Raw genomic sequence first — 23,529 nt, 5'->3', positions numbered from 1 at the left:
GGACCGAGGACCCATGACCGACGAGAGCTCAGCCTGGCTCGCGGCGGCCTCCGCCGAGGCGGTCGCCGCCGCGGATCCCGCCCTCGCGGCAGCGCTCGGCATGGACGCCGCCCGGCGATCGGTGGCCCTGGACGACCTCGTCGACGCGCTCCTCGCCGCGGCCGCGGCGGCTTGGCCGGGCACGGTGGTCGACGCGACCGCCGCCGGCGAGCACCGCCGGGCCGCGCGGATGCTGGAGGCGCTGCGGGCCACCGTCGCCGTCGCGGTCGAGGGTTACCACCGGGACACCCGCGCGGAGCTCAGGCGGCAGGCACAGGATCGGGCGGCGTTCGTCGACGACCTGCTCACAGGCCACGCCGACCACGGGCGACTCGCCGCTCGCGCACATCGCTACGGCATCCGACTCGCCGGCCAGCACACGGTGGCGATGGCGCGGGCCGAGCGGCTGACAGGGGCGACCGTCCAAGCCGTCGACGCGGCGCTCGCCGCCCGCTTCGGCGCCGGGAACACGCTGACCAGCATGCGCGACGGTCGCCTCGTGTGTGTCGCCACCGGATCCCTGCGCGGCGTGCCGGCCGAACTCGCGCACCATCTGCTCGCCCACCTCGGACCCGACGGATGGCAGATCGGGGTCGGCCGTGCCCATCAAGGCCTGGCCGGGCTGTCCGCGTCACTCGACGAGGCACGCGACACCCTCGACTTCGCCGACCGCCTCGGTCTGACCGCCACGATCCTCCATGCCGCGGACCTGCTCGTGTTCCCCGTGCTGCTGCGCGACCGCGACGCCATGGTCGACCTGGTCACCACGGCCCTGGGACCGCTGACCTCGGCCCGCGGCGGCGCCGCCCCGCTGCTGGACACCCTCATGGCGTTCTTCGACAACCAGGGCAACCACACCGCGACCGCGCGACAACTGCACATCAGCGTCCGCGCGGTCACCTACCGCCTCGACCGTGTCCAGGCCCTGACCGGCTACCACCCGAGCGACCCGACCCAACGCTTCACCTTGCACACCGCCGTCCTGGGCGCCCGCCTCCTCGGTTGGCCGGACCAGCCCGGCAATCCGCGCGACCGCCCGAATGCCCCTGGGTAAGGCGTTATGGTCGAGAGATGACCGGGGATGCCCTGCCGGTAATGCGTGACGGGCACCAGATCCATGCCGAGGTGCGGCCGGGCGCCGGGATCCCGATCGTCCTGATGCACGGGTTTCCCGACAACCTGCACCTGTACGACCGCCTGATGCCTCACCTCGATGCGCAGCGGCCGGTGGTGCGGTTCGACTTCCTCGGCTGGGGCCGCTCCGACAAACCGGAGGGCTGGCCGTACACGGCCGACAACATGACGCTCGACGTCGCCGCGGTCATGGACGCGGTGTCCCAGCGGCTCGGGCAGGACCGGGTCGTCCTCGTGGCCCACGACGCGTCCGGTCCGCCGGCCATCGACTGGGCGCTGGCCAACCCCGACCGGGTCGCGGCGCTCGTTCTGCTGAACACCTACTACCAGTGGGTGCCCGGCCTGCTGCTGCCACCCGTGATCGCGGTCTTCGCCACGCCCGGGCTGGGTGTGGTCGCCCGCAACCTGGCCGGCCGCCGTCCCGAGGTGCAGGAACGCATCTACTCCTGGCAGGTCGGCGCGTTCATCAGCGATCCGGCGGTGCGCCGCGAGGTGGTCCCGCAACTGGCGAAGGACTTCCCGCCGGAGCAGCCGGCGTTCTTCCGCCTCAACCAGGACCTGTTCGGCACCCTGCTGCGCCGGCGGCGCCGGGTCGCCGACCTGCGCCGCTTCACTCCGCCCGTGCGGGTGGTCTTCGGCGCACGGGACCGGGCCCTCAACCCCCGGGTGGCGCACAGCTTCGCGAACGAGTTCCCGAACACGGACCTGCACCTACTGCCGGGCGCGCGCCACTACGTGCAGGTCGACGAACCCGAACGCGTCGGCGCGCTCGTCAGCACCGCCTGAGCCCGGGTCAGGGTTCGACGATGTTGAAGCCCGGGTCGCCGGGATCGAGGATGTTCGTGAGCCGGGACAGCACGGCCGCGTCCCCGTCGCGCACCAGGCCGGCCTCCTCGGCCGCGTCGAGGTCGCCCGCCGCGAGGCCGGCGAGGGCCGCCCGCGGCACGGTGACAGTGAGCGTGACCGGGCCGGAGCCGTCGCGGACGTAGGTGAAGACCCCGTTGCGCACGGTCGTCCGGAACGTCTCGCCGTGGTCGGGGAACTCCCAGCGGATCGCGAGGTCCAGGTCCCAGGCCTTCGGCCCGTCGATCTGGACGGCGATCGCGTCGAAGAACATCCGTGGCGGCAGTTGGGCGAGCATGTCGGCCGAGTTGGTGACCGTCGGCGTGCCGAAGTTGCCGATCCGGAGTTCCATCGCGCCCGACAGGTAGGCGTTGCGCCAGGTGCCGTTCTCGCAGCCGAAACCGAGCCGCTCCAGGACGTCTGCCAACGCCCGCCGGCCCTCCTGATGGGACGGTTCGGCGAACACCACGTGGTCGAGCACCTGCGCCGCCCACCGCAGGTCGCCGTCGGCGGCCGACTGCTTCGCCTTGCGTACCACCGCATCGGCTCCGCCCATGAACTCGACGTAGCGGCGGGCCGCCTCCTCGGGCGGGTGCGGCCAGAGCCGGGCCGGGTTGCCGTCGTACCAACCCATGTAGCGCTGGTAGATCGCCTTGACGTTGTGGCTGACCGATCCGTAGTAGCCGTGGGTGTGCCAGGCCCGGTCGAGGGCCGGCGGCAACTCGATCCGCTCGGCGATCTCGGCTCCGGTGAAGCCCTTGTTCAACAGCCGCAGGGTCTGGTCGTGCAGGTACGCGTACAGGTCGCGCTGCAGCCCCAGGAACTCCGTGATGTCGTCCGCACCCCAGGTCGGCCAGTGGTGCGAGGCGAACACGACGTCGGCCTTCCCGGCGAACAGCTCGATCGCCTCGGTCAGGTAACCCGCCCACGCGTGCGGGTCCCGCACCAGCGCACCCCGCAGCGTCAGCAGGTTGTGCTGCGTGTGCGTCGCGTTCTCGGCCATGCACAGCGCGCGCCGGTCCGGAAAGAGGAAATGCATCTCCGCCGGTGCCTCGGTGCCCGGCGCCAGCTGGAAGACGATCCGGACTCCGTCCACGGTGAGCTCGTGACCGGTCCGCGAGATCGTCACCGTCGGCGGGATCAGGCTCACCGTGCCGGTCGACGTCGTCTGCCCGAGACCGGCACCCACGGCGCCGCGCGGGTCCCGGGACAGCGCGGCGCCGTACATGTAACCCGCCCGCCGGGCCATCGCCGTCCCGGCGTAGACGTTCTCGGCGATCGCGTGCTCGACGAAGCCCTCCGGGGCGATCACCGGGACGCCGCCGGCCGCCACGTCCTCCGCCGACACCACGCCCTTCACGCCGCCGAAGTGGTCGACGTGGCTGTGGGTGTAGATGACGCCGGTAACCGTCCGGTCGCCCCGATGGGACCGATAGAGGTCGATGGCCGCGCGGGCCGTCTCCACGGAGATGAGCGGGTCGATCACGATGACGCCCGTGTCACCCTCGACGAACGACACGTTGGACAGATCCAGGCCCCGGACCTGATAGATGCCGTCGGTCACCTCGTACAGGCCGGCCCGCGCGACCAGCGACGACTGCCGCCACAGGCTCGGATGCACGGTCTCCGGGCTCGCCCCGGTCAGGAACGCGAACGAGTCGGCGTCCCAGACCGGCTCGCCCCGGGCGTCGCGCACCACGCCCGAAGCGGGCGCGGCCACGAATCCGCGGGTGACGGCCGCGAAGTCGCGCTCGTCGCCGAACGGAAAGCTCATGCCCTTCGCCCACCGAATCGCTAGGTAATGGCTAAAGCGGACAATACGCCGCCAGCTCTGGCGAGGGACGCGTTTCAGTCGACGAGGGCGCCCCCGGAGAGGTTGACGATCGCGCCCGTCATGACTCCCGGCCGGTCCGACGCGAGGAACGCGGCCGTCTCGGCGATCTCGGAGAGCGTCGGCAACCGTTTGAGCAGGGTCCCCTGCGCCAAGCCACCGCCGTCGAGCAGTTCCTCGACCGACTCCCCGGCGGCCGCCGCGATCTGGGTGAAGACGTCTTTGGTGTAGGAGCCGGCCGCCGGTGCGTCGACGATCGCGTGCGGGCGGATGCCGACGACCCGGATGTTGCTGGGCGCCAGTTCGACGGCCAGGATCCGGGCGAAGGCCTCCTTGCCGGCCGCGCTCGCCGCGTGCCCCAGGATGCCGCCGACGGCCAGCTTGGCACCCGGCTCCGACAAGGTCAGGATGACGCCCGGACGCTTGTGCCCCATGTGTGGCGCCACGGCCTTGCTGGTGATGAACAGCGCCCGCAGGAAGCCGTCGATCGGCCGCATGAACTCCTCTACCGAGAGGTCCGCGAGCGGGGTCCCCTGGTCGTGCATGACGCTCACGGCGTTGAGCGCGACGTCGATGCCGCCGGCCGCAGAGGCGACCGCGCCGGCGTGACGCTCGACCGCCGCCTGGTCGAAGACGTCGACCACCGCCGTCTCGACGGTGCCGCCCGCGGCGGCGATGTCGCGCGCCACAGTGTCGAGCTTTGCCTGCGTGCGCCCGGCGATGAAGACCCGCGCACCTTCCCGGGCGAACACCCGCGCCACCGCACCGCCGACGGCACCCCCGCCGCCGTAGATCACGGCGTTCTTGTCCTCAAGCAGCTTCATACCAAAACGAAACCACGGATGATTGTTAAAAACAACTACCTGCTACCGTAGTTTGATGCCGACCAGCCGCAGCTACCGGGACTCGTGCGGGATCGCCCGCGCCCTCGACGTGGTCGGGGAACGCTGGGCCCTGCTGGTCGTCCGCGAGCTGCTCCTGGCGTCCGCGCGCTTCTCCGAACTGCGGCATGCACTGCCCAACGTCAGCTCGAACCTGCTGGCGGACCGCCTTCGCGAGCTCGAGCACAACGGGGTGATCCGCCGGGGCCCGTCCCAGGTCTACGAGCTGACCGACCGGGGCCGGCGGCTGGAGCCCATCCTGGAAGCCTTGGGCGACTGGGGCATCGACGCCCCACAACCCGCGGAGCCGACGGCGCTGAGCGCGACCTCGGTGCTGATCTTCCTGCGCGGTGCCGCCCGCCCCGACCCCGCCGCACCGCCGGCGAACTACCGTCTCGAGCTCGACGGTCGAGTGTGGACACTTCACGTCGCGTCCGGCCGGGTCCAGGTCGAGCCCGGCGAGCCCGCGACAGCGGCCGCCTCGCTCCGGACCACGCCGCGGACCCTCAGCGCCCTGCTGGAAGACCCGGCCGGTCTCGAATCCGCCTGCGCCGACGGCAGCGTCGCGGTCGTGGGAGACCTGTCGGCCATCGACCGGTTGCTGCGTTCGGTCGGCTGACGCCGCGCGTACACCTGGCGTTCACCTGGTTTTCGAAGGTGGTTCATAGCCGGCTTTCAGTTTCGGTTGTTTATGTCCTATTCGCCTCTGCCGACAAGGGACGGACGGGACTATGCGACTGGACGGCGACCACGGTGGTCATGCGCTGCGATCGCCGAGCCGGCTGCACGCGTTCAACCGGTACGAGATCAAGTACCTGATGCCCAGCACCGCCGTGCCGGTGCTGCGCGAACGGCTCGCGCGGCGGCTCGCGCTCGACGACCACGGCGCGAGCGGCGGGTACGGCGTCTGGAGCGTCTACTACGACACCCGGGATCTGCGCTTCTACTGGGAGAAGATCGAGGGGCTGCGGTTCCGGCGCAAGCTGCGGGTGCGGCACTACGGCGATCCATACACTGTGGACGACGAAACCCACGTGTACGTCGAGATCAAGCAGCGGGTCAACCGTGTGACGCAGAAACGGCGCGTCGGGCTCCCGTACCGGCTGGCTCGTGAGCTTTGCGACGGGCGGGCCATGGTCGCGCACGACGCCGGCCAGCGCGCGTTCCTCGACGAGGTGCTGGAGCTGATCTGCGGGCTCGACCTGCGCCCCGTGGCGATGACCGGCTACCGGCGGGAGGCGTTCGTCGGGCGCGACGCCGACGCCGGGCTGCGGGTCACCCTGGACCACCGGGTCCGCGGCCGCGACCGCGACTTCCACCTCGGCGCGGCGGCCGACAACCGGCTGATCGTGCCCGCCCGGCTCGCCGTCGTGGAGTTCAAGGCCAACGAGCGCGTGCCCTACTGGCTCACCGACCTGGCCGCCGAGCTGAACATGTCGGTGGTCCGCATGTCCAAGTACTGCCAGAGCGTGGAGGCGTTCGGCCGCGCGCCGCGCTCGATCTTCCACGTGCCCGACGAAGCATCCACGCGAATCGAGGTCTGACCCCACATGCCGTTCGACGTCCAGGACCTGTCCGGCACCTTCAGCGTCGGCGACATCGCCATCGCGCTGTCGTTGTCGTTCGTGCTCAGCGCCATGATCGGTTGGGTCTACCGGTTCACGCACCGCAACGTCTCGTACAGCCAGTCCTATGTGCAGACCCTGGTCATCCTCGGCATGCTCATCGCGCTGATCATGCTGGTCGTCGGGTCGAACATCGCACGGGCGTTCGCGCTCGTCGGCGCGCTGTCGGTGGTGCGGTTCCGCAACGCCATCAAGGAGACCCGCGACGTCGGGTTCATCTTCCTGGTCATGGGCGTTGGCATGGCGGCCGGCACGCGGTTCTACACGCTCGCGGTCGTCGCCGCGGTCGCGATCAGCCTGGTGATCCTGGTGATGTACCGCTTCAACTGGTTCGCGTCCAGCGTCCAGCGGCAGGTGGTCAAGGTCCAGGTGCCGCCGGACGGCAACTACACGGAACACATCCAGGACGTGCTGATCGCACACACCAGCGAGTACGAGCTCGTCAGCATGGAGACGATCCGCGGCGGGATGCTGACCGAGCTGATGTACACCGTCCGGCTGAAGAAGGGGCACGAGCCCGGGCAACTCATCAGCGCGCTCGGTGAGCGCACGGGTGGGCAACGTGTCACGGTGTTGACCGGCTACGACCAGACGGACCTGTGATGCCGCCGCCTCGGGCCCGGTTGCGGCACCGGCTGCCGCCGCGGCTGCGGCACTACTGGAAGCTCTTGCTCGCGTGCGCCGCGTTCCTCGTCGTGTGCGCGGTGGTGTTCAGCACCGTGCGGGTGACGCCGCTGGTGACCAGCGCGAGCGACAACCAGGCCGACGACGTCACCGAGGACGTCGCCGGCACGACGGACCTGTTCGACTCGACGGTGGGGCACGAGATCACTGTGACGTTCCGCGACAGCGACTACCAGCGGCTGCTCGACGAGTTCTGGGCGGAGGGCGAGAAGGACTTTCTCGAAGCCGATCTGACCATCGACGGTACGTTCCTGGCCAGCGTCGGGATCCGGCTGAAGGGGAACTCGACGCTGTCCGGGTTGACCCGCGACGGCGAGGCCCGCTCTGGTGGGTTCGGCGGCCCCGGCGGCGGGATGGCCGGCCAACGCGAACGGCCGGACGCGGGACAGGCACCGCCGGCGGGTGCGCAACAGCCGCCTGACGGCGCCGCGCCTCCGGAGGGTGACTTCAGGCCGGGCGGCGGCGGACCGGGCGGTGGCGGGTTCGGTCGCTCCTCGCTCAAGGCCGAGGAGCCCGAGACCCTGCCGTGGCTGATCCGGTTCGACGAGTTCGTCGACGGCCGCCGCTACCAGGGCCACCGGGAGATCGCCGTCCGCGTCGCGGGCATGGGCGGCGGGAGCACGGTCCTCAACGAGGCGGTCTCGCTCGACGTGCTGGCGGCGACGGGCCAGAGCGCGCAGCGGTACGCGTACTCCAGCTTCACCGTCAACGACCGCCCGACCACCGCCCGCCTGATCGTCGACCACCCCGACGTGGCCGACGGCGGTGACGGTGTGCTCTACAAGAGCCTGGCCACGAGCCAGTTCACGGACCAGGGCGACGACCCCACCGCGTACGCGGACGACTTCAAGCAGATCACGATGAAGGGCAGCCAGGACCTGCAGCCGGTCATCGACCTGATCAGATGGGTCAACACGAGCAGCGACACGGAGTTCGCCGAGCAGCTGGCGGACCACGTGGACGTGGACTCGTTCGCCCGCTACGTCGCGGTGCAGGACCTGCTGCTGAACTTCGACGACATGTCAGGCCCGGGCCGCAACTACTACCTCTGGTACGACCTGGACACCAGGACGTTCACGGTGGTGGGCTGGGACTACAACCTGACCTTCTCGGGCAATGCGATGGGCGGCGGGCGGTTCGGCGGCAACGAGCTGAAGGAACGCTTCCAGGCGAGCGCGGCCTTCACGAAGGTGTACGAGGACGCGTACGCGGACCTCCACGAGAAGATCTACGGCAACGGCACCGCCCTGGCGTCACTGGACCGCATCACGAAGGTTCTGTCCACAGTCGACGGCTACAACGCACAGGCCGCGGCATCCGAGATCGACCAGCTACGCACGCTCATCCAGCAACAGGTCAGCGGGTGACCCGCGCGGCGTACCGGTCGAGCAGGATGGGCAGTCCCGTCCGCGCCCACCACGGAAGCTGCACGGCACCCGCCGACATGCCGTGGCCGGGATCGAACCGCGGCACGTAGACCGCCGCGTCCCCGGTGAGCGGTTCGCCGACCACCTGCTCGATGGCGTCGGTGAGCAGCTTCCGCAGGCCGAACCAGTCGTCCGGTAACGGCGTGTCGGCGAACCGCGCGCGAAGCTCGCGCCACAGGTAGGCGTCGCCGCGCAGTCCGAACTGGACCGGCTCACGCTCGAACAGGGACCCGACCGTGCCGGCACCCACCGGCGGCGGACTCGTGACGAGCAGCGCCGCCCGAATCTGCTGGTACGTGCCCTCGTCGACCGCGACGAGCCGCACGTCCTCGACCCGGGTTTGGGCAGCAGCGAGGGTCCCGACCGCGACCGCGATCGCATCCGCCCGCGGCCAGCCGAACACGCCGGCACTGATCAACGGAAACGCGACGCTCCGGGCGCCAAGCTCGTCGGCGACCTCCAGCGCACGCCGGTAACACGACACCAGCAGCGCCCGATCACGCTCCCCGGCGCGATAGTTGGGCCCAACCGTGTGGACGACCCACCGCGCGGGCAGCTCACCGGCCGTCGTCCACCCGGCATCACCGGTGGCGAGCCCGCCCGGAAACCGTGCGACACACTCCCGCAGGATCGCCGGCCCACCGGCACGATGGATGGCGCCGTCGACACCCCCACCCCCACGCATGGCCGCGTTGGCCGGGTTGACGAGGGCGTCGACGTCCTGCGTCGTGATGTCACCAAGAACGGCAACGATGACCGGCATACCCTTCAGTCTGCCCGGGGCCGCGTCACCTCGAGTACGGTCGCCACTCCGACGACAGGCCGACCTTCGCGCATGGTGATGACGTCGTGGGGCGCCAGCCGCAGCCAGGGCGACGGATCGAGGGGCGCGAGCCGGATCCGCTCGGTCGTGCCGGGCACCAACTCGGGCGCGTTCTCGACCCAGATCACCGCTACGCGAAGGTCCGGGTCGCCGGCCGCCGTGCGCCCACCGAGATCCCGCAGCGGCCGGACGATGCCCGGCCCCGGGACGGGCGTGCGGCGCCCGCCATCCGTACTGGCCAGCAGCCGCAGATCGGCGCGGACGATGCCGCGAAGAGTCTCGCGACGACGCCATTGACACCAGGCGACGCGGTGCGCCAGCCCCATCGACCCCGCGGCGTCGACGAGCAGGTCCCGCCACGAAGCGGCGGCGGGAAAGCGTCACCAAGCTCGGCCAGAACCTCGAGTGCGATCTCCCACTCCCGATGGTCCAGCTGCTTCCGGGGCGTCCGCCACGGAAAGCCGGGCCGCCGTGACCGCGCCGGGCGGCATCGCCAGAGCCGCCCGGCAAAGCGCCTCTGAAATGTCCATGCGTGCGATTCTCAGGTCCAGCGGGGCATCGCCGCCCGTTGGTATGGGTCAAGGGGCTCGCTGAGCTGAAGGCGGTTGCCGAACGGATCGGTCAAGTAAAGGATCCGATAGCCCCAGAACACCTCTTCGACCTCGGGTACGTCCGGCCAACGAGCCACGAGTTCCTTGCGCACGTCGTCGACGTCGCCCATATGGATCGTCACCGTCGCGCCGCCCGCGACCGATTCCTCTGACAGGCGCAGCGTCGTTTCCACGCGGATCACCCTGGCCGAAGAATGGTCCGCCGGCGGGCCCACCCGCCGGACCGCCGAAGTCGAGCGTGAAGCCGAGGAAGTCGCAGTAGAAGGACAGCGCTCGGGTTGGGTCGCCGATGCGCAGCACCGGGATCGTGGTGGTGGCCCGGCGTGGGTCGTTGACATCCGGGCCGTCGAGCAGGAAGCGTGGGACGATCCGGCCGCGGCCCTCCCTCTCGATGCGGGCGGCCAGGACGTTCCAGTTGTCGAAGCCGAACTGCCGCGCCACGATCTCCAGGCACTCGCTGTGCGTAAGGTCGACCTGCCGGCGGACGCGCAGCTCGCCGCGCAGGGACTTGGCCATCTCCTTGGCCTCGCGGAACGTACGCATGACTGATCCTCCATGTCCCGGCGAACCGAGGTGACCAGTGCCTGCGTTGCTGCGTCGTTCGCCGGTGGACGGACCAGAGGCGTCGTCTCGATGCATTCACCAAACCCCGGAGGGCGCAAGCGGCCGGCTGCATCGGGCGCGCCCACGACGCTACCGGCGCGCGCTCGACGACGCTAGGTCAGGGCGCGGTCATACGATGGGCACCCGGCATCGGCGAGGGTGGACGATGGGATCAGCAGGGACGACCCGGCAGCTCGCGAAGCTCGGCATCAAGCCTGGTCTGCGCTGGGACGTCGACGGCGCCGACCCGGGGTGGCGGTTCGAGGAGGAACCCGATCCCGCCGACCGGGTCACCGCGGGCGAAGCCGACGTCGTTCTCGCCTTCGTGCGCGAGTTGGCCGACCTCGCACCAGCGATCGTCGCGCACGAACGGCGGATCTTTCCCGACGGCGCGCTCTGGGTCGCGTGGCCGCGGAAGGCCGCCGGGCACGTGAGCGACGTCACCGAGAACGCGATCCGGGACGCCGCCCTCCCCCGCGGGCTCGTCGACGTCAAGGTCGCCGCGATCGACCACGACTGGTCCGGGCTCAAGCTCGTCTGGCGCAAGGCCCTGCGCCGCTGAGGCGTGCGCCGCCTCACCTACCTGCGGGTTTACTGGGCGCGACCCGCCGCGGCTACCTACCGTTCGAGTCATGAGCGCTCGCCCGTTCCGGTTCGGAGCCAGCCTGATCAACGTCGGCACCTCGCGCGCGGACTGGCAGGCCCAGGTCCGCCAGGTCGAGGATCTCGGGTACGACATCGTCCAGGTCAACGACCACCTCGGCATGGCCGCGCCGTTTCCCGCTCTGGTGGCCGCGGCCGACATGACCAGCCTGCCGCTCGGCGTCTATGTGCTCAACACCGGTGTCCTGAGCCCCGCCTACCTCGCCCGCGACGTCGCCGACACCCAGCGGCTCACCGGTGGGCGGCTGGAGGTCGGGCTCGGCGCCGGCTACGTGGAGCAGGAGTTCACCGCCGCCGGGTTGCCGTTCGGCACGCCCGGGTCGCGGTTCCGCCGGCTCCGGGAGGTGCTCGAGGGGACCCGCGACCTGCTCCTGGCCCAACCGGACCGGCCGCTGCCGCCGATCATGGTCGCCGCCGCCGGCGATCGTCTCCTGGACTACGCGGCCCGCGAGGCGGACATCATCAGCTTCCCGATCACGGCCGGCTTCGGCGCGGGCACGCCCGAGGAGGCACTCGCGGCCCGGGTCGAGCGCGTCCGGGCGGCGGCCGGCGACCGCATGGCCGATCTGGAGCTGAACCTCTTCATCGCCGGCGTCGGCGACGACCTGTCGGACGTCGACCTGTCGATCGTCTCGGCGGCCAGCGGCAAGTCACCCGAGGAGCTCATCGACCTCCCCGGCGTCCTCGTCGGCTCGCCCCGGCACATCGCCGACAAGCTCCAGCACTACCGCGACACGTACGGGATCAGCTACATCACCGTGCTGCAGCCCCACATGGCCACGTTCGCCAAGGTCATCCCCCTGCTGCGCTGAACGACCCGCCCGGCGCCGAGGTGCGCGGCACCGGCGCCGAGGTCCGGCACGATGGACTGTGTGGTCCCACCCGACCCCCAGTCCAGGCGCCGGATGTGGGCCGCCGCGCCGTGGGTGCCGGCCGGCATCTACGGCACGGTCATCTGCGCGGCCACGCTGGCCGCGTCGGGCGCCTACTCGGTCGCCCGGGTCGCGGCCACGGTGCTGGTGACCCTGTTGACCTATTGGCTGGCCGAGCGTTACGCGGAGCTGCTGGCGCTGGCCGCACGCCAGCACGCGATCACCCGGACCGACGTGCTGCGCGTGCTCAGCGCGGGCTGGGCGATGATCCAGGCGTCGGTCACGCCGTTGCTCGTGCTGCTGCTGTCCCGGCTCGCCGGCGCCAGCCATGCGGCCGCCCTGGACGCCGCGCTCGCGTACACCGTCGCCTTGCTGGTCGTGTTGGGTTGGCTGGCCGCCCGCGCGGCCGATCTGCGCGGTTGGGTGCGCTGGGCGGCGACGATCTTCGCCGGTCTGCTGGGGCTGATCGTGGTCGCGCTCAAGGCCTCACTCCACTGAGGAAGGGGGGCCGGTCGGGAGCCGGCGGGTGGCGAGGAAGCCGGCGGCCGCGAACAGGGCGGCCGCGAGCAACGCCACGCGGAGGCTGCGCAGCTGCGCGTCGGCGTATCCCTCCACGATCGCCTCCTGCTCCGCCGGCGGCACCGTCGTGCGCGCCAGGGCCGCGCGCAGATCGTCGGTCGAGACGAACGTGATGCCCGCGCTGATCCGTACCGTCGCCTGCTGTTCGACGGTGTCCGAGATCCGCGGGTCGGCGGTGACGCGGTCGGTGAAGGTGTTGGTGAGCGAGGCGATGAGCACCGCGCCGACCAGCGCCGTGCCGAACGACGACCCCAGGTTCTGCGCCGTGTACTGGAGACCGCCGACCTCGCCGCGCGCCGTCTCACCCACGCTGCCCTGCACCACGTAGCCGAGCTGCGAGGCGAGCAGTCCCATGCCGATGCCCAGCAGTGCCATGGCCAGGGCGAACTGGACGTTGTCGAGGCTGGGCCGCACGGTGCTGACCAGCCAGAGCACCGCCGCGACGACGAGCACGAGTGCGACCCGGACGATCAGGCGCGACCCGACGCGGTGGGCCAGCGAGGCTCCCCCGAGCGCCGCGACCAGCATCGCGGCCGATGCCGGCAGCAACCGCAGCCCGGTCTCGAACGCGTCGAGGCCGAGCACGACCTGCACGTACAACGGGATGGCGAAGAAGACTCCCAACAGGACGAAGTTCTGCACGAACAGCATCGACAGGCCGGCCCGCACCGGCGGCACGGCCAGCAGCTCCGGCCGGACCAACGGCTCCCGCCCGACCGCCTCGCGGTGCCGTTCCCATGCCTCGAAGCCGGCCAGCAGGGCGGCGCCTCCGGCGATGACGAACAGGGTCGGCGCGAGGCCGAAGATCTCGACCGGGGTGTCGCGCGGCCGGAGCCAGCCCCACGTGCTGCTCTGCAGCACGCCGAGGACGACCAGCGCCATGCCCGTGATCGACAGGGCGGCACCGACGCCGTCCAGCCGGGTCCGGCGCGACGCACCGGCCGCGTCCCGGATCCAGGGCGTGAGCAGGAGGATCACGACGACCAGCACGGCCTCGCCGGCGAACACCAGGCGCCAGGTGAGGTACGTGGTGACCCAACCGCCCAGCAGCGGGCCGACCGCGATGCCGGCCCCGGCCACGCCGCCGATCACGCCGTACGCCGTCGCCCGGGCCTGCCCGGTGTAGTTGGCGCCCACGAGCGCGGCCAGCGACGGGAGCACCAGCGCCGCGCCGAGGCCCTCGATGATCGACCAGCCCAGGATGAGCACCCACAGCTTCGGCGCGGCGGCGGTGAGCACGGTACCGACGCCGTACACGACCATCCCGGCGGCGAAGCTGCGGCGGCGCCCCCACAGGTCGCCGAGCTTGCCGCCGGTGATCATGAATGCCGCCATGACCAGGGTGTACAGCGTGATCGCGGCCTGGATCGCGGTCACGTCGGTGTTGAAGTCGTCGACGAGCTGGCTGATCGACACGTTCATCACCGAGGTGTCGAGGACCATCAGGAACTGGGCGAGACCCAGCACCGCCAGCGGCCGCCACGACACGGCGTCAGAGCACCAGGATCGGGTTGACCAGCGCGCCGGTGCCGCCGGCGGTCGCCGGTGGGGCGACGACCAGCGCGCCCGTGTGCCGCGCGGCGCCCGCCAGACCGGCGAACGTGCAGTTGTCGACGATGACCAGCCCCAACGCCCAGATCAGCGAGTGCACGGGCAGCGGCGGGTCGGACGGCTTGCGGGAGTCCGCGAAGTCCCAGCAGACGATCGACACACCGCGGTCTGCGATCCACCGCGCCGCGCTGGGCCCCAGCCCGCCGAGGCCCCGCTCCAGGTCGAGCAGGTCGCCGCCGGCCGCGACGAACCGGTCCCGGCCCACCTCGACCAGCAACGCGTCGCCGGGCTCGAAGGTCGCGCCCACCGCGCGGTCGAGGTCGGCGCCGGTGACCGGCTCGTCGATCGGGACCCAGTCGACTCCCAGCAGGGCCGGCAGGTCGACGTGGACGCCGCGGGCGAACAGCCCCGCGCCGGCCAGGTCGGCGACCGACGGCGCGGCCGGGTCGTCGGCCGCCCAGCCGGCATAACCCGTGCCGTCGACCAGCACGTGGTTGGCCGCGTCGACATGCGTGTTGGCCAGCCCGTGCGCCTCGGACTCGACGCGGTCGAACCCGAAGGCCAACGGCGTGCCGGGCAGCGGCGCGGAGTAGGTCTCGATCGAGAAGTCGGGCCGGCCGTCCCGGCCCAGCGTCGCCATGACGGGCCGGCCCAGGCTGACCGGCAGCGCGAGCGCGATCGCGTCCCGGGCCCGCTCGCGTGCCCGCTGGTCGATCAGCCGCGCGGTGCCGAGCCTGTCCTTCGCCGGCGCGTTCGCGGCCAACTGCCGCAACCAGTCCATACCCCGTGCCCCCTGACCAGACCCTAGCCGCGACGGCCCTGGGACCGCTGGGGTTCGTGTGACGTTCGCACCTGGTCAGCAGGGTGAGAACCGCCGCTTTCCGGGGTAGACGCGGGTCATGGATCTCCACTACCTGCGGCCGATCTACGCGCAACCGGGGCCCTGGGCGTCCGTCTACCTCGACGCCTCGCGCAGCGACGAGAGCGGCGCCCGCGAGGTCGAGCTCCGCTGGCGGGCTCTCGCCGGGCAGCTCGCGGACCTGGGCGCCGACCAGCCGACGATCGACGTCACCGGCGACACGCTGCTGAACTACCCACCCCAGGAGGGGCGGTACGGGCTGGCCGCGTTCGCGCGGGCCGGGCGGGTCGCGCTGGTCGAGCCCATGAACGCGCCACCGCCCGCCGACGAGGCGCGGTATTCGGAGCTTCCGCACGCGATGCCCCTCGTGGCCTTCCGCGGCGAGGACATCCCGTATGTCCGCGTCGTCGTCGACAAGGCCGGCGCCGAGCTGGAGGGGATGGCGGTCGCGACCAGTCCGCGGCTCCGCGAGGTCGACAAGGAGGTGCGCGGGCGCGAGTCGTACCCCCTGCACAAGGCACATACCGGCGGCGAGGACCGCCACGGCGACAACTACCGCGTCGACGAGGTGTGGAAGCGCAACGCCGGTGACGTCGCCGGTGCGACGTCGGAGCTGGCCGAGGCGGTCGGCGCCGAGGTCGTGGTGGTCGGCGGCGACCTGCGGGCCATCCCGATGTTCATCGCCAAGCTGCCCAAGCGCTGGCAGGAGCGGGTGGTGCGGACCGATGCCGGTTCCCGCGCGCCGGGCGCCGACGAGGAGGCGCTGGAGGACGTGACGATCCAGGCGATCGCCGACGTCGCGGACCGGCACACCCAGGACGCGATCGACCGGTTCCAGACCCAGCGCGGGGAGCAGCTCGCGGCATCCGGGCTGCCCGGCGTGGTCGCCGCGCTGCAGCGCCGGCAGGTGGAGACGGTGCTGATGGTCAACGACCTGTCGTCGACCGACACGCTGTTCATCGGGCTCGAGGACCCGTCGCTGGTCGCGATGGACGCCGACACGCTGCGGGTCGAGGGCGTGGAAGATCCGCTCCGGGTACGCGCGGACCAGGCGCTGCTGCGGGCGATCACGGGCACGGACGCCGCGTTGGTGCTGGTCGGGCCCGACGAGGTGCCGCTGGAGCACGGGATCGGTGCCGTGATGCGGTGGGCGGACCAACGTACCGTGTGATTTGTCGCACTAAACGCGTTTAACGGCGAGCTTGGGGGTGTTTTCGGCCGCTTGCCGAGGGTAGCTGACCGGGTGCGGGAAGTAACTACACGCACCTGGAGGAACAATGTCCAACCCACGCGGATCACAGCCGGACGAACCGGCTCGTGACGGGGTGACGGACCGCAACGGCACCTCCGGCAACGACATGACCGGCGCCGGCGCGACCGGCCGGCATGCCGCGGACCCGATGGCGACCCAGGGCGGCCAGGCACGGATGGAGTCCCGGCAGGAGTACGCCGACGACCCCAGATCGCGGATGGCGGACGACGGCGGCTACGCCGCCCGGCCGGAGGCGCTGGCGAGAGCCGAGCGGGTCCAGCAGAGCGCCATCTCGCTGCCGAACGCGCTCCTGCTGATCGCCGGTGTCTGGCTGATCATCTCGCGCTTCGTCTTCGACTACCCGCTGGCCGGCTCGACCGCGGGCGGCGTGCTCAACGGCGTCGTGATCGGCATCGTGGTCGCGATCCTGGCGCTCGTCCGGATGTCCGCGTACCGGTCGAACCCGATGATCGACCTGGTGGCGGTGGTGGCCGGCGGCTGGATGATGGCGTCGCCGTGGGCGTTCGGCTACCCGCATTTCGGCACGTTCGGACGCCCCGGCTGGAGCGACATCATCGTCGGCGCCTTCATCATCTTCTTCGGCCTGCTGGGCGCGGTCGGCCAGCTCACGCGCCGGTACGGGATCGGCGCGCGGACGGGCATGATGGGCCGCGGCGGCGGTCGGCTCGCGACACGCTGAGCGTGTAAGGAACGGACCGTTGTTAACGCACAGCGTTAATAACGGTCCGTTCCTTACAGCTAGCGGAGGCGCAGCCGGCCGATCGGGACGCCGCCGTCGTCGAGCCAGCGTTCGACGCTGCCGGCGTAGGCCTTGACCAGCACGCCCTCGGTGCGGTGCGCGGCGATCAGGTCCGCGGCGGTGTCAGGATCGTGGCCGCGCAGCCGGAGCACCGCGTAGGTCAGCAGGATCGACCGGCGTCGCCCCTGGTGGCAGTGGATCAGCACGCCGGCGGTCGGCTCGTCGGCCAGCACGTCCGCGACGTACCGGGCGGCCGCCGACCAGAGCCGCGGGTGCTGTGGTTGACCGAAGTCCCACATCGGCGCGTGCACGACCCGGGCCGGGCCGAACAGCGCGCGCTCGGCCGCCAGGTCCTGCGACAACCAGGTCTGCGAGGTCGAGCGGCAGTTGATCACGTGGGTGACGCCGGCGTCCGGCAACAGCGGCAGGGTCGTGCCGGTCGGCAGGCTGCCGACCGCGATGTGCTCCTCGCCGATCCAGCTGAGCCAGGAGTTACGCGGGTTCGGCTTGTAGAACCGCGTGCTGTGCCGGTGGAGCAGTTCGGCGTACCCCATCTGTCCATGGTCCCAGATCGCCGCCGGGCACTAGGTGGTTCGTCCCTCGATGTCCGGTCGGTGCAGCTCCGCCCGCCAGCCGAAGATCGGCTCGTCGGGTTTGCGCAGCTCCTCGACGCGCTCGACGGTCAGGTCGCCGATCCTGAACGCGTCGATCTCCGGGCGGGTCAGCGGCCACGGCGGCCCGGGGAAGTCCGTCTCCGGGTCGCGACCGGCGGCGATCACCAGCAGCGTGCCGCCCGGCGCCACGAACCGGCCGACCAGCGGGATCGCCGTGCCACGTGGCGGGTCGGGCAGCGACTGCACGGTCATGCTCTCGACCACGAGGCCGAACGCGCCGAGCCACTCCTCCGGCGGGTCGAACAGGTCGGCGGCGACGTAGCTCACCCGCGAGCCTGGGTGTCGCTCGCGCGCCGACTCGATCGCGGTCGGCGAGATGTCGAACGCGACCACGTCGAAGCCCAGGCCGGCGAGGAACTCGGCGTCGCGCCCGAGGCCGGCGCCGACCACGAGGGCGCGTCGTCCCGCACCACGGACGCCGCCCCGCTCGGCCCACCCGGCGAGCAGGCTGTGCGGGGCGGCCCGGTCCCATGGCGCGACGGTCTCACCCCGGGCGGCGGCCGCGTAGAGCCGCTCGAACCACCCTGTGGCGTCGCCCTCCGCGATCGCCTTGTCGGCCAGCTCGCGCGCGTACGACTCGGCGTCCATGTCTTTCACCCTACTTGTCCCGCTCGACGGCCTGCCTGACGTAGTCCGCGAGCCGCCCCTCGTCCACATCGGACGCCCGCTTGAGCTTCACGTGCCTCGTGGTCTTGCCGACGCCGTCGAGCAGCCCGTGCGGGTCGGTGAACTCGGCGCCGCGCGCGAACGCGAGCGTGATGTGCGTCTTGCTGCGGCTGATGATGGCGATCACCTTGTTGCCACGCCAGGCCGGCGACCCTGAGCTGATCACCTCCCGCGCGTCGGGCGCGTGCCGGGCCAGCAGCGCCCGCACCGCCGCCAGGATCTCGGCCTGCTCCCCGGCCAGGTGGGTCGCCGCGTACTCGTCGATGTCCCGCATCAGAGGTTCCCGGCGACGACGGCCGACACCGCGGCGAAGGTCGAGTAGTCACCCGGGCTGACCCGGTTCTTGGCGACCGCGATCGCGACCCCGGTGGCCGGGTCGGCGTACGCGGCCGTGCCGCCGCTGCCGGCCACGCCGAACAGCGTCGGGCTGTGCAGGGCGCCCTGGAAGCCGAGGTCGAAGCCGAGCCCGCGGCGGGCCGGGAAGCCGAGCACCGCGTCGGTCCCGCTGGCCGCGACGGCGGTGACCTCGCCGAACCGTGCCGGCGACAGCAGGCGCACGCCGTCGACCGGGCCCATCAGCGCGGCGTACATGCGGGCGACCGCGCGGGCCGTGAGCACTCCGCCGGCCGGGATGTCGGCGCCGAGCACGTCGGGCCGGTTGCAGTAGGCGGCGGTCGGCATGGCACCCATCGGCGCCGCGGTCCAGCCGTCGAGCACCCGGAAGAACGGCACGCTGGCGGCCATGTCCGCCGTGAACTCCATCGTGACGGCATCCTCGTGCGTCGCGACCCGGTGCAGATCCTGCGGGGGTACGCCGAAGAACAGCTCGCGGGCGACGCCCAGCGGACCGGCCACCCGCTCCCGCAGCACCGTCGAGACGGCCTGCCCGGTGGCCCGGCGCACGACCTCGCCGACGACGTACCCGAAGGTCTGCGGGTGGTAGCCGGTCCGCGTGCCGGGCTCCCACCACGGCGTCGCGCCCGCGATCAGGTCGCACATCTTCGTCCAGTCGCAGAGGTCGTCGGGCGTGGTGTCCACGGGCACGGCGGGCACGCCGGCCGAGTGGGTGAGCGCGTCGCGCAGCGTCGCCCGGTCCTTGCCGTTGGCGCCGAACTCGGGCCACACCTCCACGATCGGCATGTCGTAGCGGAGCACGCCGTCGGCCACCAGCGTGTGCGCCACCGTCGCGGTGACACCCTTGCCGGTGGACGTCACGTGGAACAGCGTGTCCGGCGCGACCCGCCGCCCCGCGGCCGCCTCCCCCGCGACGACGTCGACGACCTGCTCACCGTGCCGGTACACGGCGACCTGCACGCCGCGCTCGGCACCGTCGTCGACGAGCCGCCCGACGACCTCCGCCACCTGCTTCTCGATTTCAGTCATGACGGCCATCCTGCGGACGGGAATTACCGAATCCTTACGGTCCTGCCGGGCTTAGGCTGGCGGGCATGCGTTTCGGGGTGCTCGGGCCGCTCACGGTGTGGGCGGCGGACGGGGCGACGGTCCCCATCCCCGGTGCGAAGGTGCGCGCGCTGCTCGCCGCGCTGGTGGCCCGCGCGGGGCAGCCCGTGTCGGCGGACCGCCTGGTCGACGACCTGTGGGGCGGCGACCTGCCCGGCAACCCGGCCGCGGCGCTCGCGGTGAAGGTGTCGCAGCTCCGCCGGGCGCTCGACGACGCCGAGCCCGGCGCCCGCGCGCTGGTCGAGTCGGGCCCGGCCGGCTTCCTCCTGCGCAGCCGGGCGATCGACGCCGTCGAGTTCGAGGAGCTGCTCGACGCCGACCGGCTCGACGACGCGCTCGCGCTCTGGCGCGGCCCCGCGTACGCCGGATTCGCGGACGCCGAGTTCGCCCGGGCGGCGGTCGTCCGGCTTGACGAGCGGCGGCTCACCGCGCTCGACGACCGGGCGGAGCGGCGGCTCGCGCTCGGGCAGCACACGGCCGTGGCCGGCGAGCTGGCCGACCTCGTCGCGCGCGATCCGCTCCGGGAGCGCACCCGCGGGCTGTGGATGCTGGCGCTCTACCGGGCGGGACGGCAGGCGGAGGCCCTCGACAGCTACGCCGACCTGCGGCAGCGGCTCGCCGACGAGCTCGGCCTCGACCCGGGCCCGGAGCTGGCCGCGTTGCACCGCGCGATCCTCGCCCAGGATCCGAGCCTCGACCTGGCACCGCCGCACACCAACCTGCCCGCGCCGCTCGGCGAGCTGTTCGGCCGTGCCGAGGCCGTCGGAGAGCTGACCGCGCTCCTGCCGGCGCAGCGGCTGGTCTGCCTGACCGGCCCGGGCGGCGTGGGCAAGACCCGGCTGGCGATCGAGGTGGCCGGCGCCCTGGGACCGTCCTTTCCGGACGGTGTCTGGCTGGTCGAGCTGGCCGGCGTCGAGGCGGACGCGGTCAGCGACACGCTCGCCAGCACGCTCGGGCTGCGCGACACGGGCGGCGCCGACCGGTTCGCCGCCTTGCGGGCCCGGCGGATGCTGCTGGTGCTCGACAACTGCGAGCACGTGATCGACGCCGCCGCCGACCTGGTCGCCGGGCTGCTCCGGGCGGCGCCCGGGTCACACGTCCTGGCCACCAGCCGCGAGCCGCTCGGGCTGGCCGGCGAGGTGGTCTGGCCGGTGTCGCCGCTCGAAGCCGCCGGCGCCGCCCAGCTCTTCGTGGCCCGCGCCGCCGCGGCGGACCGCGGCTTCGCGCTCGACGCCGCCAACGCGGACCAGGTGGCCCTGCTGTGCCGGCGGCTCGACGGCCTCCCGCTGGCGCTGGAGCTGGCGGCCACCCGGGTCCGGGCGCTCGGCCTGGACAGGCTGGTCGCCGGCCTCGACGACCGTTTCCGGCTGCTGGCCGCAGGGCAGCGGGGCGTGCCGGCCCGGCAGCAGACCCTGCTGGCCACCGTGGACTGGAGCTGGCGGCTGCTGACCGCGCCGGAGCGGATCGTGCTGCGCCGCCTGGCCGCACACGCGGACGGTTGCACGATGGAGGCCGCCGAGGCCGTCTGCGCCGCCGGCGACGTGGCCCGCACCGACGTCGCCGAGATGGTGGCCCGCCTGCTCGACCGGTCGTTGGTCGTGCGCACCGGACGAGGCCGCTACCGGCTCCTGGAGTCCGTGTCCGCCTTCTGTGTCGAGCGGATGGGCGAGGCCGGCGACCTCGACGCGACGCGGGCGCGGCACCGCGACTACTACACCGTCCTGGCCGAGCGGGCCGAAGCCCGGCTGCGCGGCCCGGACCAGGCCGACTGGTTGCGGGTCCTGGACGCCGAGTCGGCCAACCTGCGCGCCGCCCTCGACCCCCGGCGCGACCCGGCCCGGGCGATCCGGCTGGTCCGCGCGCTGGCCTGGCACTGGTTCCTGCGCGGCCGGCTCGGCGAGGGCAGCCGCGCCCTGCGGGCCGCGCTCGACGCGGCGCCGGACCCCCGCGCGAACGCGTGGCTCACCGGCTTCTCGTTCCTGCTCGGCGACGTCGCCGACCGGCCGGCCCGGCACGCCGCCGCGGTCGACGCGATCCACGACCCGGCCGAGCGGGCCCACGCCGAGTGGTTCCTGGCGTACGCGGAGATCGACCTCGGCGACGTCGAGGCAACGGGGAAGCTGCTCGCCCGGCTCCTGGACGCGTTCCGCGACGACCGCTGGGGCACGGCCGCGACGCTCAGCCTGACCGCCAAGCTGGCCCACGTCCGCGGCGACGCCGGCGCGCTCGCCCGCGACGGCGACCGCAGCGCCGCGCTCTTCCGCGAGCTGGGCGACCGGTGGGGCCTGTTGCAGGCCACGGAGTGGCTGGGCGCGCACGCCGCCATGACCGGCGACCACGACGCGGCCGCCCGGCTGCACACCGAGGGCCTCGCGGTCGCCCGCGAGCTGGGCCTCTGGGCCGACGTCTCGGGACGGCTAGGTTGGCTCGGCTGGATCGCCATGGAACGCGGCGACCACACCACGGCCAGCGCGCGCTGCACCGAGGCGCTGGCGTTGGCGCGGGAACAGGGCGCGCCGCTGCTGGCGGTCTTCGCCACCATGGGCCTGGCGTTCGCCGCCCGCCGGGCCGGTGACCTCGACGCCGCCACCACCCACCTGCGCTGGCTGCTCGACTCGGCCGCGCGCACCGAGGCCGAGGGCGGCCAGCCCCTCTACCTGCCGAGCGCGCTCGTCGAGCTCGGCCACGTAGAGGTTCTCCGCGGTGACCCGGCAGCGGCGGTCACCCACCACCGCGCGGCCCTCGCCGCCGCCCGCGCGCTGGGCGCCACGCAGGACGTGGCGCTCGCGCTGAGCGGCCTGGCCGCGGCCGCGGCGGCGGACGACCGGTTCGAGAGCGCGGCCCGCCTGCTCGGCGCGGCGTCGGCGCAGGGGCCGGCCGGCGTCCCGCCACCCCCGGCGCACCGGGCCGACCTGCTGCGGACCGAGACGGCCGCGGCAGCCGCACTCGGCCGCGCCGCGTTCGACGCCGCCTATGCCGAGGGCGTCCGCAGCGACGAGTGGTAGCGGGCCTCCAGGGTCTCGATCCGGGCCGCCTGGTCGGGGGTGATGATGTCGCAGACCCAGTTCCAGTGCAGCGCCACCCGGTCGCCGGCGGACAGCCCCGGCAGCAGCGACCAGCCCTCCACCGACCACCGCACCGTCTCGCGGTGCGGCGCGCCCGGCACCAGCCCGCCGGCCGGGCCGGCGAGCAACGGGCGCGACTCGACGGTGGCGGTCTCCCCCGACACGGCGGTCACCACGCCGGTGCGGATGCGGCACTGGTCGAGCACCGACAGGGCCTGCGGGTGGCCGGTGGTGGCCAGGAGGCCCGCCCACGGGTAGACCTCGAACACCTGGAACGTGTGGTGCGGCAGCGCGCGGTCGGTCGCGGACTGCCAGGTGCCGCCCGACTGGCCGGCGAACCGGGTCGTCAGGAACGACACCAGCGACTCCGACGAGACGCCGGCCAACAGGTCGCCGCCCACCCAGTAGGCCTCCACCACCCGCTCGTCGAGCGGGTCCGGCGTGCCCGCCGTGGACGCGAGGAACTCCAGATAGGACCACGCGCCCTCGAACCGGCGGGCGCGGCGGGCGATGTCCGCGGTGGCGTCGCCGCGCAGCATCGCCTCGGCCCCCGCCGGACCGCAGTAGCCCAGGGCGTTCGGCGGGTACGCGTACCGCGCGAACATCAGCGCGCCCTCGGCCGACAC

The 23,529-nt window shown here is 72.5% G+C and carries 24 protein-coding genes and 1 pseudogene; 12 read left to right on the top strand and 13 right to left on the bottom strand.

The window, feature by feature from the left end; genetic code table 11:
• The first annotated feature begins 13 nt into the window (after positions 1 to 13).
• Positions 14 to 1,093, top strand: coding sequence for a PucR family transcriptional regulator (locus Air01nite_RS14345; RefSeq protein WP_203702701.1), 1,080 nt, complete (start codon positions 14 to 16; stop codon positions 1,091 to 1,093).
• A 17-nt stretch (positions 1,094 to 1,110) separates the two neighbouring features.
• Positions 1,111 to 1,959, top strand: a complete 849-nt coding sequence (locus tag Air01nite_RS14340; protein WP_203702699.1) for an alpha/beta fold hydrolase — start codon at positions 1,111 to 1,113, stop codon at positions 1,957 to 1,959.
• A gap of 7 nt (positions 1,960 to 1,966) precedes the next feature.
• Here the strand turns inward: Air01nite_RS14340 and Air01nite_RS14335 are convergent, their stop codons facing one another.
• Both Air01nite_RS14335 and Air01nite_RS14330 read right to left on the bottom strand, forming a co-directional pair.
• Positions 1,967 to 3,790: an alkyl/aryl-sulfatase gene (locus Air01nite_RS14335; RefSeq protein ID WP_203702697.1), complete on the bottom strand. Its 1,824-nt coding sequence runs from the start codon at positions 3,788 to 3,790 to the stop codon at positions 1,967 to 1,969.
• A gap of 74 nt (positions 3,791 to 3,864) precedes the next feature.
• Positions 3,865 to 4,671 (bottom strand): SDR family NAD(P)-dependent oxidoreductase, encoded by an 807-nt coding sequence (locus Air01nite_RS14330; protein WP_239090714.1) that lies wholly within the window; start codon positions 4,669 to 4,671, stop codon positions 3,865 to 3,867.
• Positions 4,672 to 4,726: 55 nt separating this feature from the next.
• On the opposite strand from Air01nite_RS14330, the gene Air01nite_RS14325 reads away from it, so the two are divergent.
• The 4 genes from Air01nite_RS14325 to Air01nite_RS14310 all read left to right on the top strand — a co-directional run bounded on the left by Air01nite_RS14325 (position 4,727) and on the right by Air01nite_RS14310 (position 8,404).
• Positions 4,727 to 5,347, top strand: coding sequence for a winged helix-turn-helix transcriptional regulator (locus Air01nite_RS14325; protein WP_203702696.1), 621 nt, complete (start codon positions 4,727 to 4,729; stop codon positions 5,345 to 5,347).
• A gap of 112 nt (positions 5,348 to 5,459) precedes the next feature.
• On the top strand, positions 5,460 to 6,272 hold the full coding sequence (locus Air01nite_RS14320; RefSeq protein WP_203702694.1) for a polyphosphate polymerase domain-containing protein: 813 nt from the start codon (positions 5,460 to 5,462) through the stop codon (positions 6,270 to 6,272).
• 6 nt (positions 6,273 to 6,278) lie between these two features.
• Positions 6,279 to 6,956 (top strand): DUF4956 domain-containing protein, encoded by a 678-nt coding sequence (locus tag Air01nite_RS14315; RefSeq protein ID WP_203702693.1) that lies wholly within the window; start codon positions 6,279 to 6,281, stop codon positions 6,954 to 6,956.
• Positions 6,956 to 8,404 carry a CotH kinase family protein gene (locus tag Air01nite_RS14310; RefSeq protein WP_203702691.1) on the top strand — a complete coding sequence of 483 codons (1,449 nt, stop codon included), beginning with the start codon at positions 6,956 to 6,958 and terminating at the stop codon, positions 8,402 to 8,404. Before Air01nite_RS14315 ends, Air01nite_RS14310 begins: the two co-directional genes overlap by 1 nt.
• Here the strand turns inward: Air01nite_RS14310 and Air01nite_RS41765 are convergent.
• The 4 genes and pseudogenes from Air01nite_RS41765 to Air01nite_RS41925 all read right to left on the bottom strand — a co-directional run.
• On the bottom strand, positions 8,394 to 9,227 hold the full coding sequence (locus Air01nite_RS41765) for a macro domain-containing protein (RefSeq protein WP_203702689.1): 834 nt from the start codon (positions 9,225 to 9,227) through the stop codon (positions 8,394 to 8,396). The two genes, Air01nite_RS14310 and Air01nite_RS41765, sit on opposite strands and share 11 nt — an antisense overlap.
• Before the next feature lie 5 nt (positions 9,228 to 9,232).
• Complete coding sequence (locus Air01nite_RS14300; RefSeq protein WP_239090713.1) at positions 9,233 to 9,613, bottom strand: hypothetical protein; 381 nt, start codon at positions 9,611 to 9,613, stop codon at positions 9,233 to 9,235.
• Between the two features lie 215 nt (positions 9,614 to 9,828).
• Positions 9,829 to 10,071 carry a glyoxalase superfamily protein gene (locus Air01nite_RS14295; RefSeq protein ID WP_203702688.1) on the bottom strand — a complete coding sequence of 81 codons (243 nt, stop codon included), beginning with the start codon at positions 10,069 to 10,071 and terminating at the stop codon, positions 9,829 to 9,831.
• Positions 10,072 to 10,294: 223 nt separating this feature from the next.
• Positions 10,295 to 10,441, bottom strand: a pseudogene (locus tag Air01nite_RS41925) (glyoxalase superfamily protein); the annotation flags it as partial.
• Between the two features lie 226 nt (positions 10,442 to 10,667).
• On the opposite strand from Air01nite_RS41925, the gene Air01nite_RS14290 reads away from it, so the two are divergent.
• The 3 genes from Air01nite_RS14290 to Air01nite_RS14280 all read left to right on the top strand — a co-directional run bounded on the left by Air01nite_RS14290 (position 10,668) and on the right by Air01nite_RS14280 (position 12,534).
• Entirely contained in the window at positions 10,668 to 11,063 is a 396-nt protein-coding gene (locus Air01nite_RS14290) for a DUF3052 family protein (protein ID WP_203702686.1), read from the top strand.
• 70 nt (positions 11,064 to 11,133) lie between these two features.
• Positions 11,134 to 11,976, top strand: coding sequence for a TIGR03621 family F420-dependent LLM class oxidoreductase (locus Air01nite_RS14285; protein ID WP_203702684.1), 843 nt, complete (start codon positions 11,134 to 11,136; stop codon positions 11,974 to 11,976).
• A gap of 51 nt (positions 11,977 to 12,027) precedes the next feature.
• Positions 12,028 to 12,534 carry a hypothetical protein gene (locus tag Air01nite_RS14280; protein ID WP_203702682.1) on the top strand — a complete coding sequence of 169 codons (507 nt, stop codon included), beginning with the start codon at positions 12,028 to 12,030 and terminating at the stop codon, positions 12,532 to 12,534.
• Here Air01nite_RS14280 and Air01nite_RS14275 read toward each other — a convergent pair.
• The gene (locus Air01nite_RS14275) at positions 12,523 to 14,103 is read right to left on the bottom strand and encodes an MFS transporter (protein ID WP_203702680.1); all 1,581 of its coding nucleotides are present in this window, start codon (positions 14,101 to 14,103) and stop codon (positions 12,523 to 12,525) included. The genes Air01nite_RS14280 and Air01nite_RS14275 overlap by 12 nt on opposite strands.
• Before the next feature lie 4 nt (positions 14,104 to 14,107).
• The gene (locus Air01nite_RS14270; RefSeq protein ID WP_203702678.1) at positions 14,108 to 14,947 is read right to left on the bottom strand and encodes a cyclase family protein; all 840 of its coding nucleotides are present in this window, start codon (positions 14,945 to 14,947) and stop codon (positions 14,108 to 14,110) included.
• 118 nt (positions 14,948 to 15,065) lie between these two features.
• Here Air01nite_RS14270 and Air01nite_RS14265 point away from each other — a divergent pair, with 118 nt between their 5' ends.
• Positions 15,066 to 16,196 (top strand): baeRF2 domain-containing protein, encoded by a 1,131-nt coding sequence (locus tag Air01nite_RS14265; RefSeq protein WP_203702676.1) that lies wholly within the window; start codon positions 15,066 to 15,068, stop codon positions 16,194 to 16,196.
• Between the two features lie 154 nt (positions 16,197 to 16,350).
• Positions 16,351 to 16,977, top strand: coding sequence for an SPW repeat protein (locus tag Air01nite_RS14260; protein ID WP_203702674.1), 627 nt, complete (start codon positions 16,351 to 16,353; stop codon positions 16,975 to 16,977).
• A gap of 59 nt (positions 16,978 to 17,036) precedes the next feature.
• Here Air01nite_RS14260 and Air01nite_RS14255 read toward each other — a convergent pair whose 3' ends face one another.
• From Air01nite_RS14255 to Air01nite_RS14240, 4 genes are read right to left on the bottom strand one after another with little or no spacing between them, the layout of a single operon-like run.
• Complete coding sequence (locus Air01nite_RS14255; RefSeq protein ID WP_203702673.1) at positions 17,037 to 17,591, bottom strand: protein-tyrosine phosphatase family protein; 555 nt, start codon at positions 17,589 to 17,591, stop codon at positions 17,037 to 17,039.
• A 30-nt stretch (positions 17,592 to 17,621) separates the two neighbouring features.
• On the bottom strand, positions 17,622 to 18,299 hold the full coding sequence (locus Air01nite_RS14250; protein WP_239090712.1) for a class I SAM-dependent methyltransferase: 678 nt from the start codon (positions 18,297 to 18,299) through the stop codon (positions 17,622 to 17,624).
• Between the two features lie 10 nt (positions 18,300 to 18,309).
• A complete protein-coding gene (locus tag Air01nite_RS14245) occupies positions 18,310 to 18,651 on the bottom strand; it encodes a DUF1801 domain-containing protein (protein ID WP_203702669.1) in 342 nt (113 codons plus the stop codon).
• On the bottom strand, positions 18,651 to 19,760 hold the full coding sequence (locus Air01nite_RS14240) for a serine hydrolase domain-containing protein (RefSeq protein WP_203702668.1): 1,110 nt from the start codon (positions 19,758 to 19,760) through the stop codon (positions 18,651 to 18,653). The genes Air01nite_RS14245 and Air01nite_RS14240 overlap by 1 nt, the downstream gene beginning before the upstream one ends.
• A 65-nt stretch (positions 19,761 to 19,825) precedes the next feature.
• On the opposite strand from Air01nite_RS14240, the gene Air01nite_RS14235 reads away from it, so the two are divergent.
• The gene (locus Air01nite_RS14235) at positions 19,826 to 22,843 is read left to right on the top strand and encodes an AfsR/SARP family transcriptional regulator (RefSeq protein WP_203702667.1); all 3,018 of its coding nucleotides are present in this window, start codon (positions 19,826 to 19,828) and stop codon (positions 22,841 to 22,843) included.
• Here Air01nite_RS14235 and Air01nite_RS14230 read toward each other — a convergent pair.
• On the bottom strand, positions 22,810 to 23,529 hold the full coding sequence (locus tag Air01nite_RS14230) for a DUF6390 family protein (protein ID WP_203702666.1): 720 nt from the start codon (positions 23,527 to 23,529) through the stop codon (positions 22,810 to 22,812). The two genes, Air01nite_RS14235 and Air01nite_RS14230, sit on opposite strands and share 34 nt — an antisense overlap.

The organism is Asanoa iriomotensis (assembly GCF_016862515.1).
GTDB lineage: Bacteria > Actinomycetota > Actinomycetes > Mycobacteriales > Micromonosporaceae > Asanoa > Asanoa iriomotensis.
Note: the sequence above shows the minus strand (reverse complement) of the source record. Positions and strands in the feature narration are given on the sequence as shown.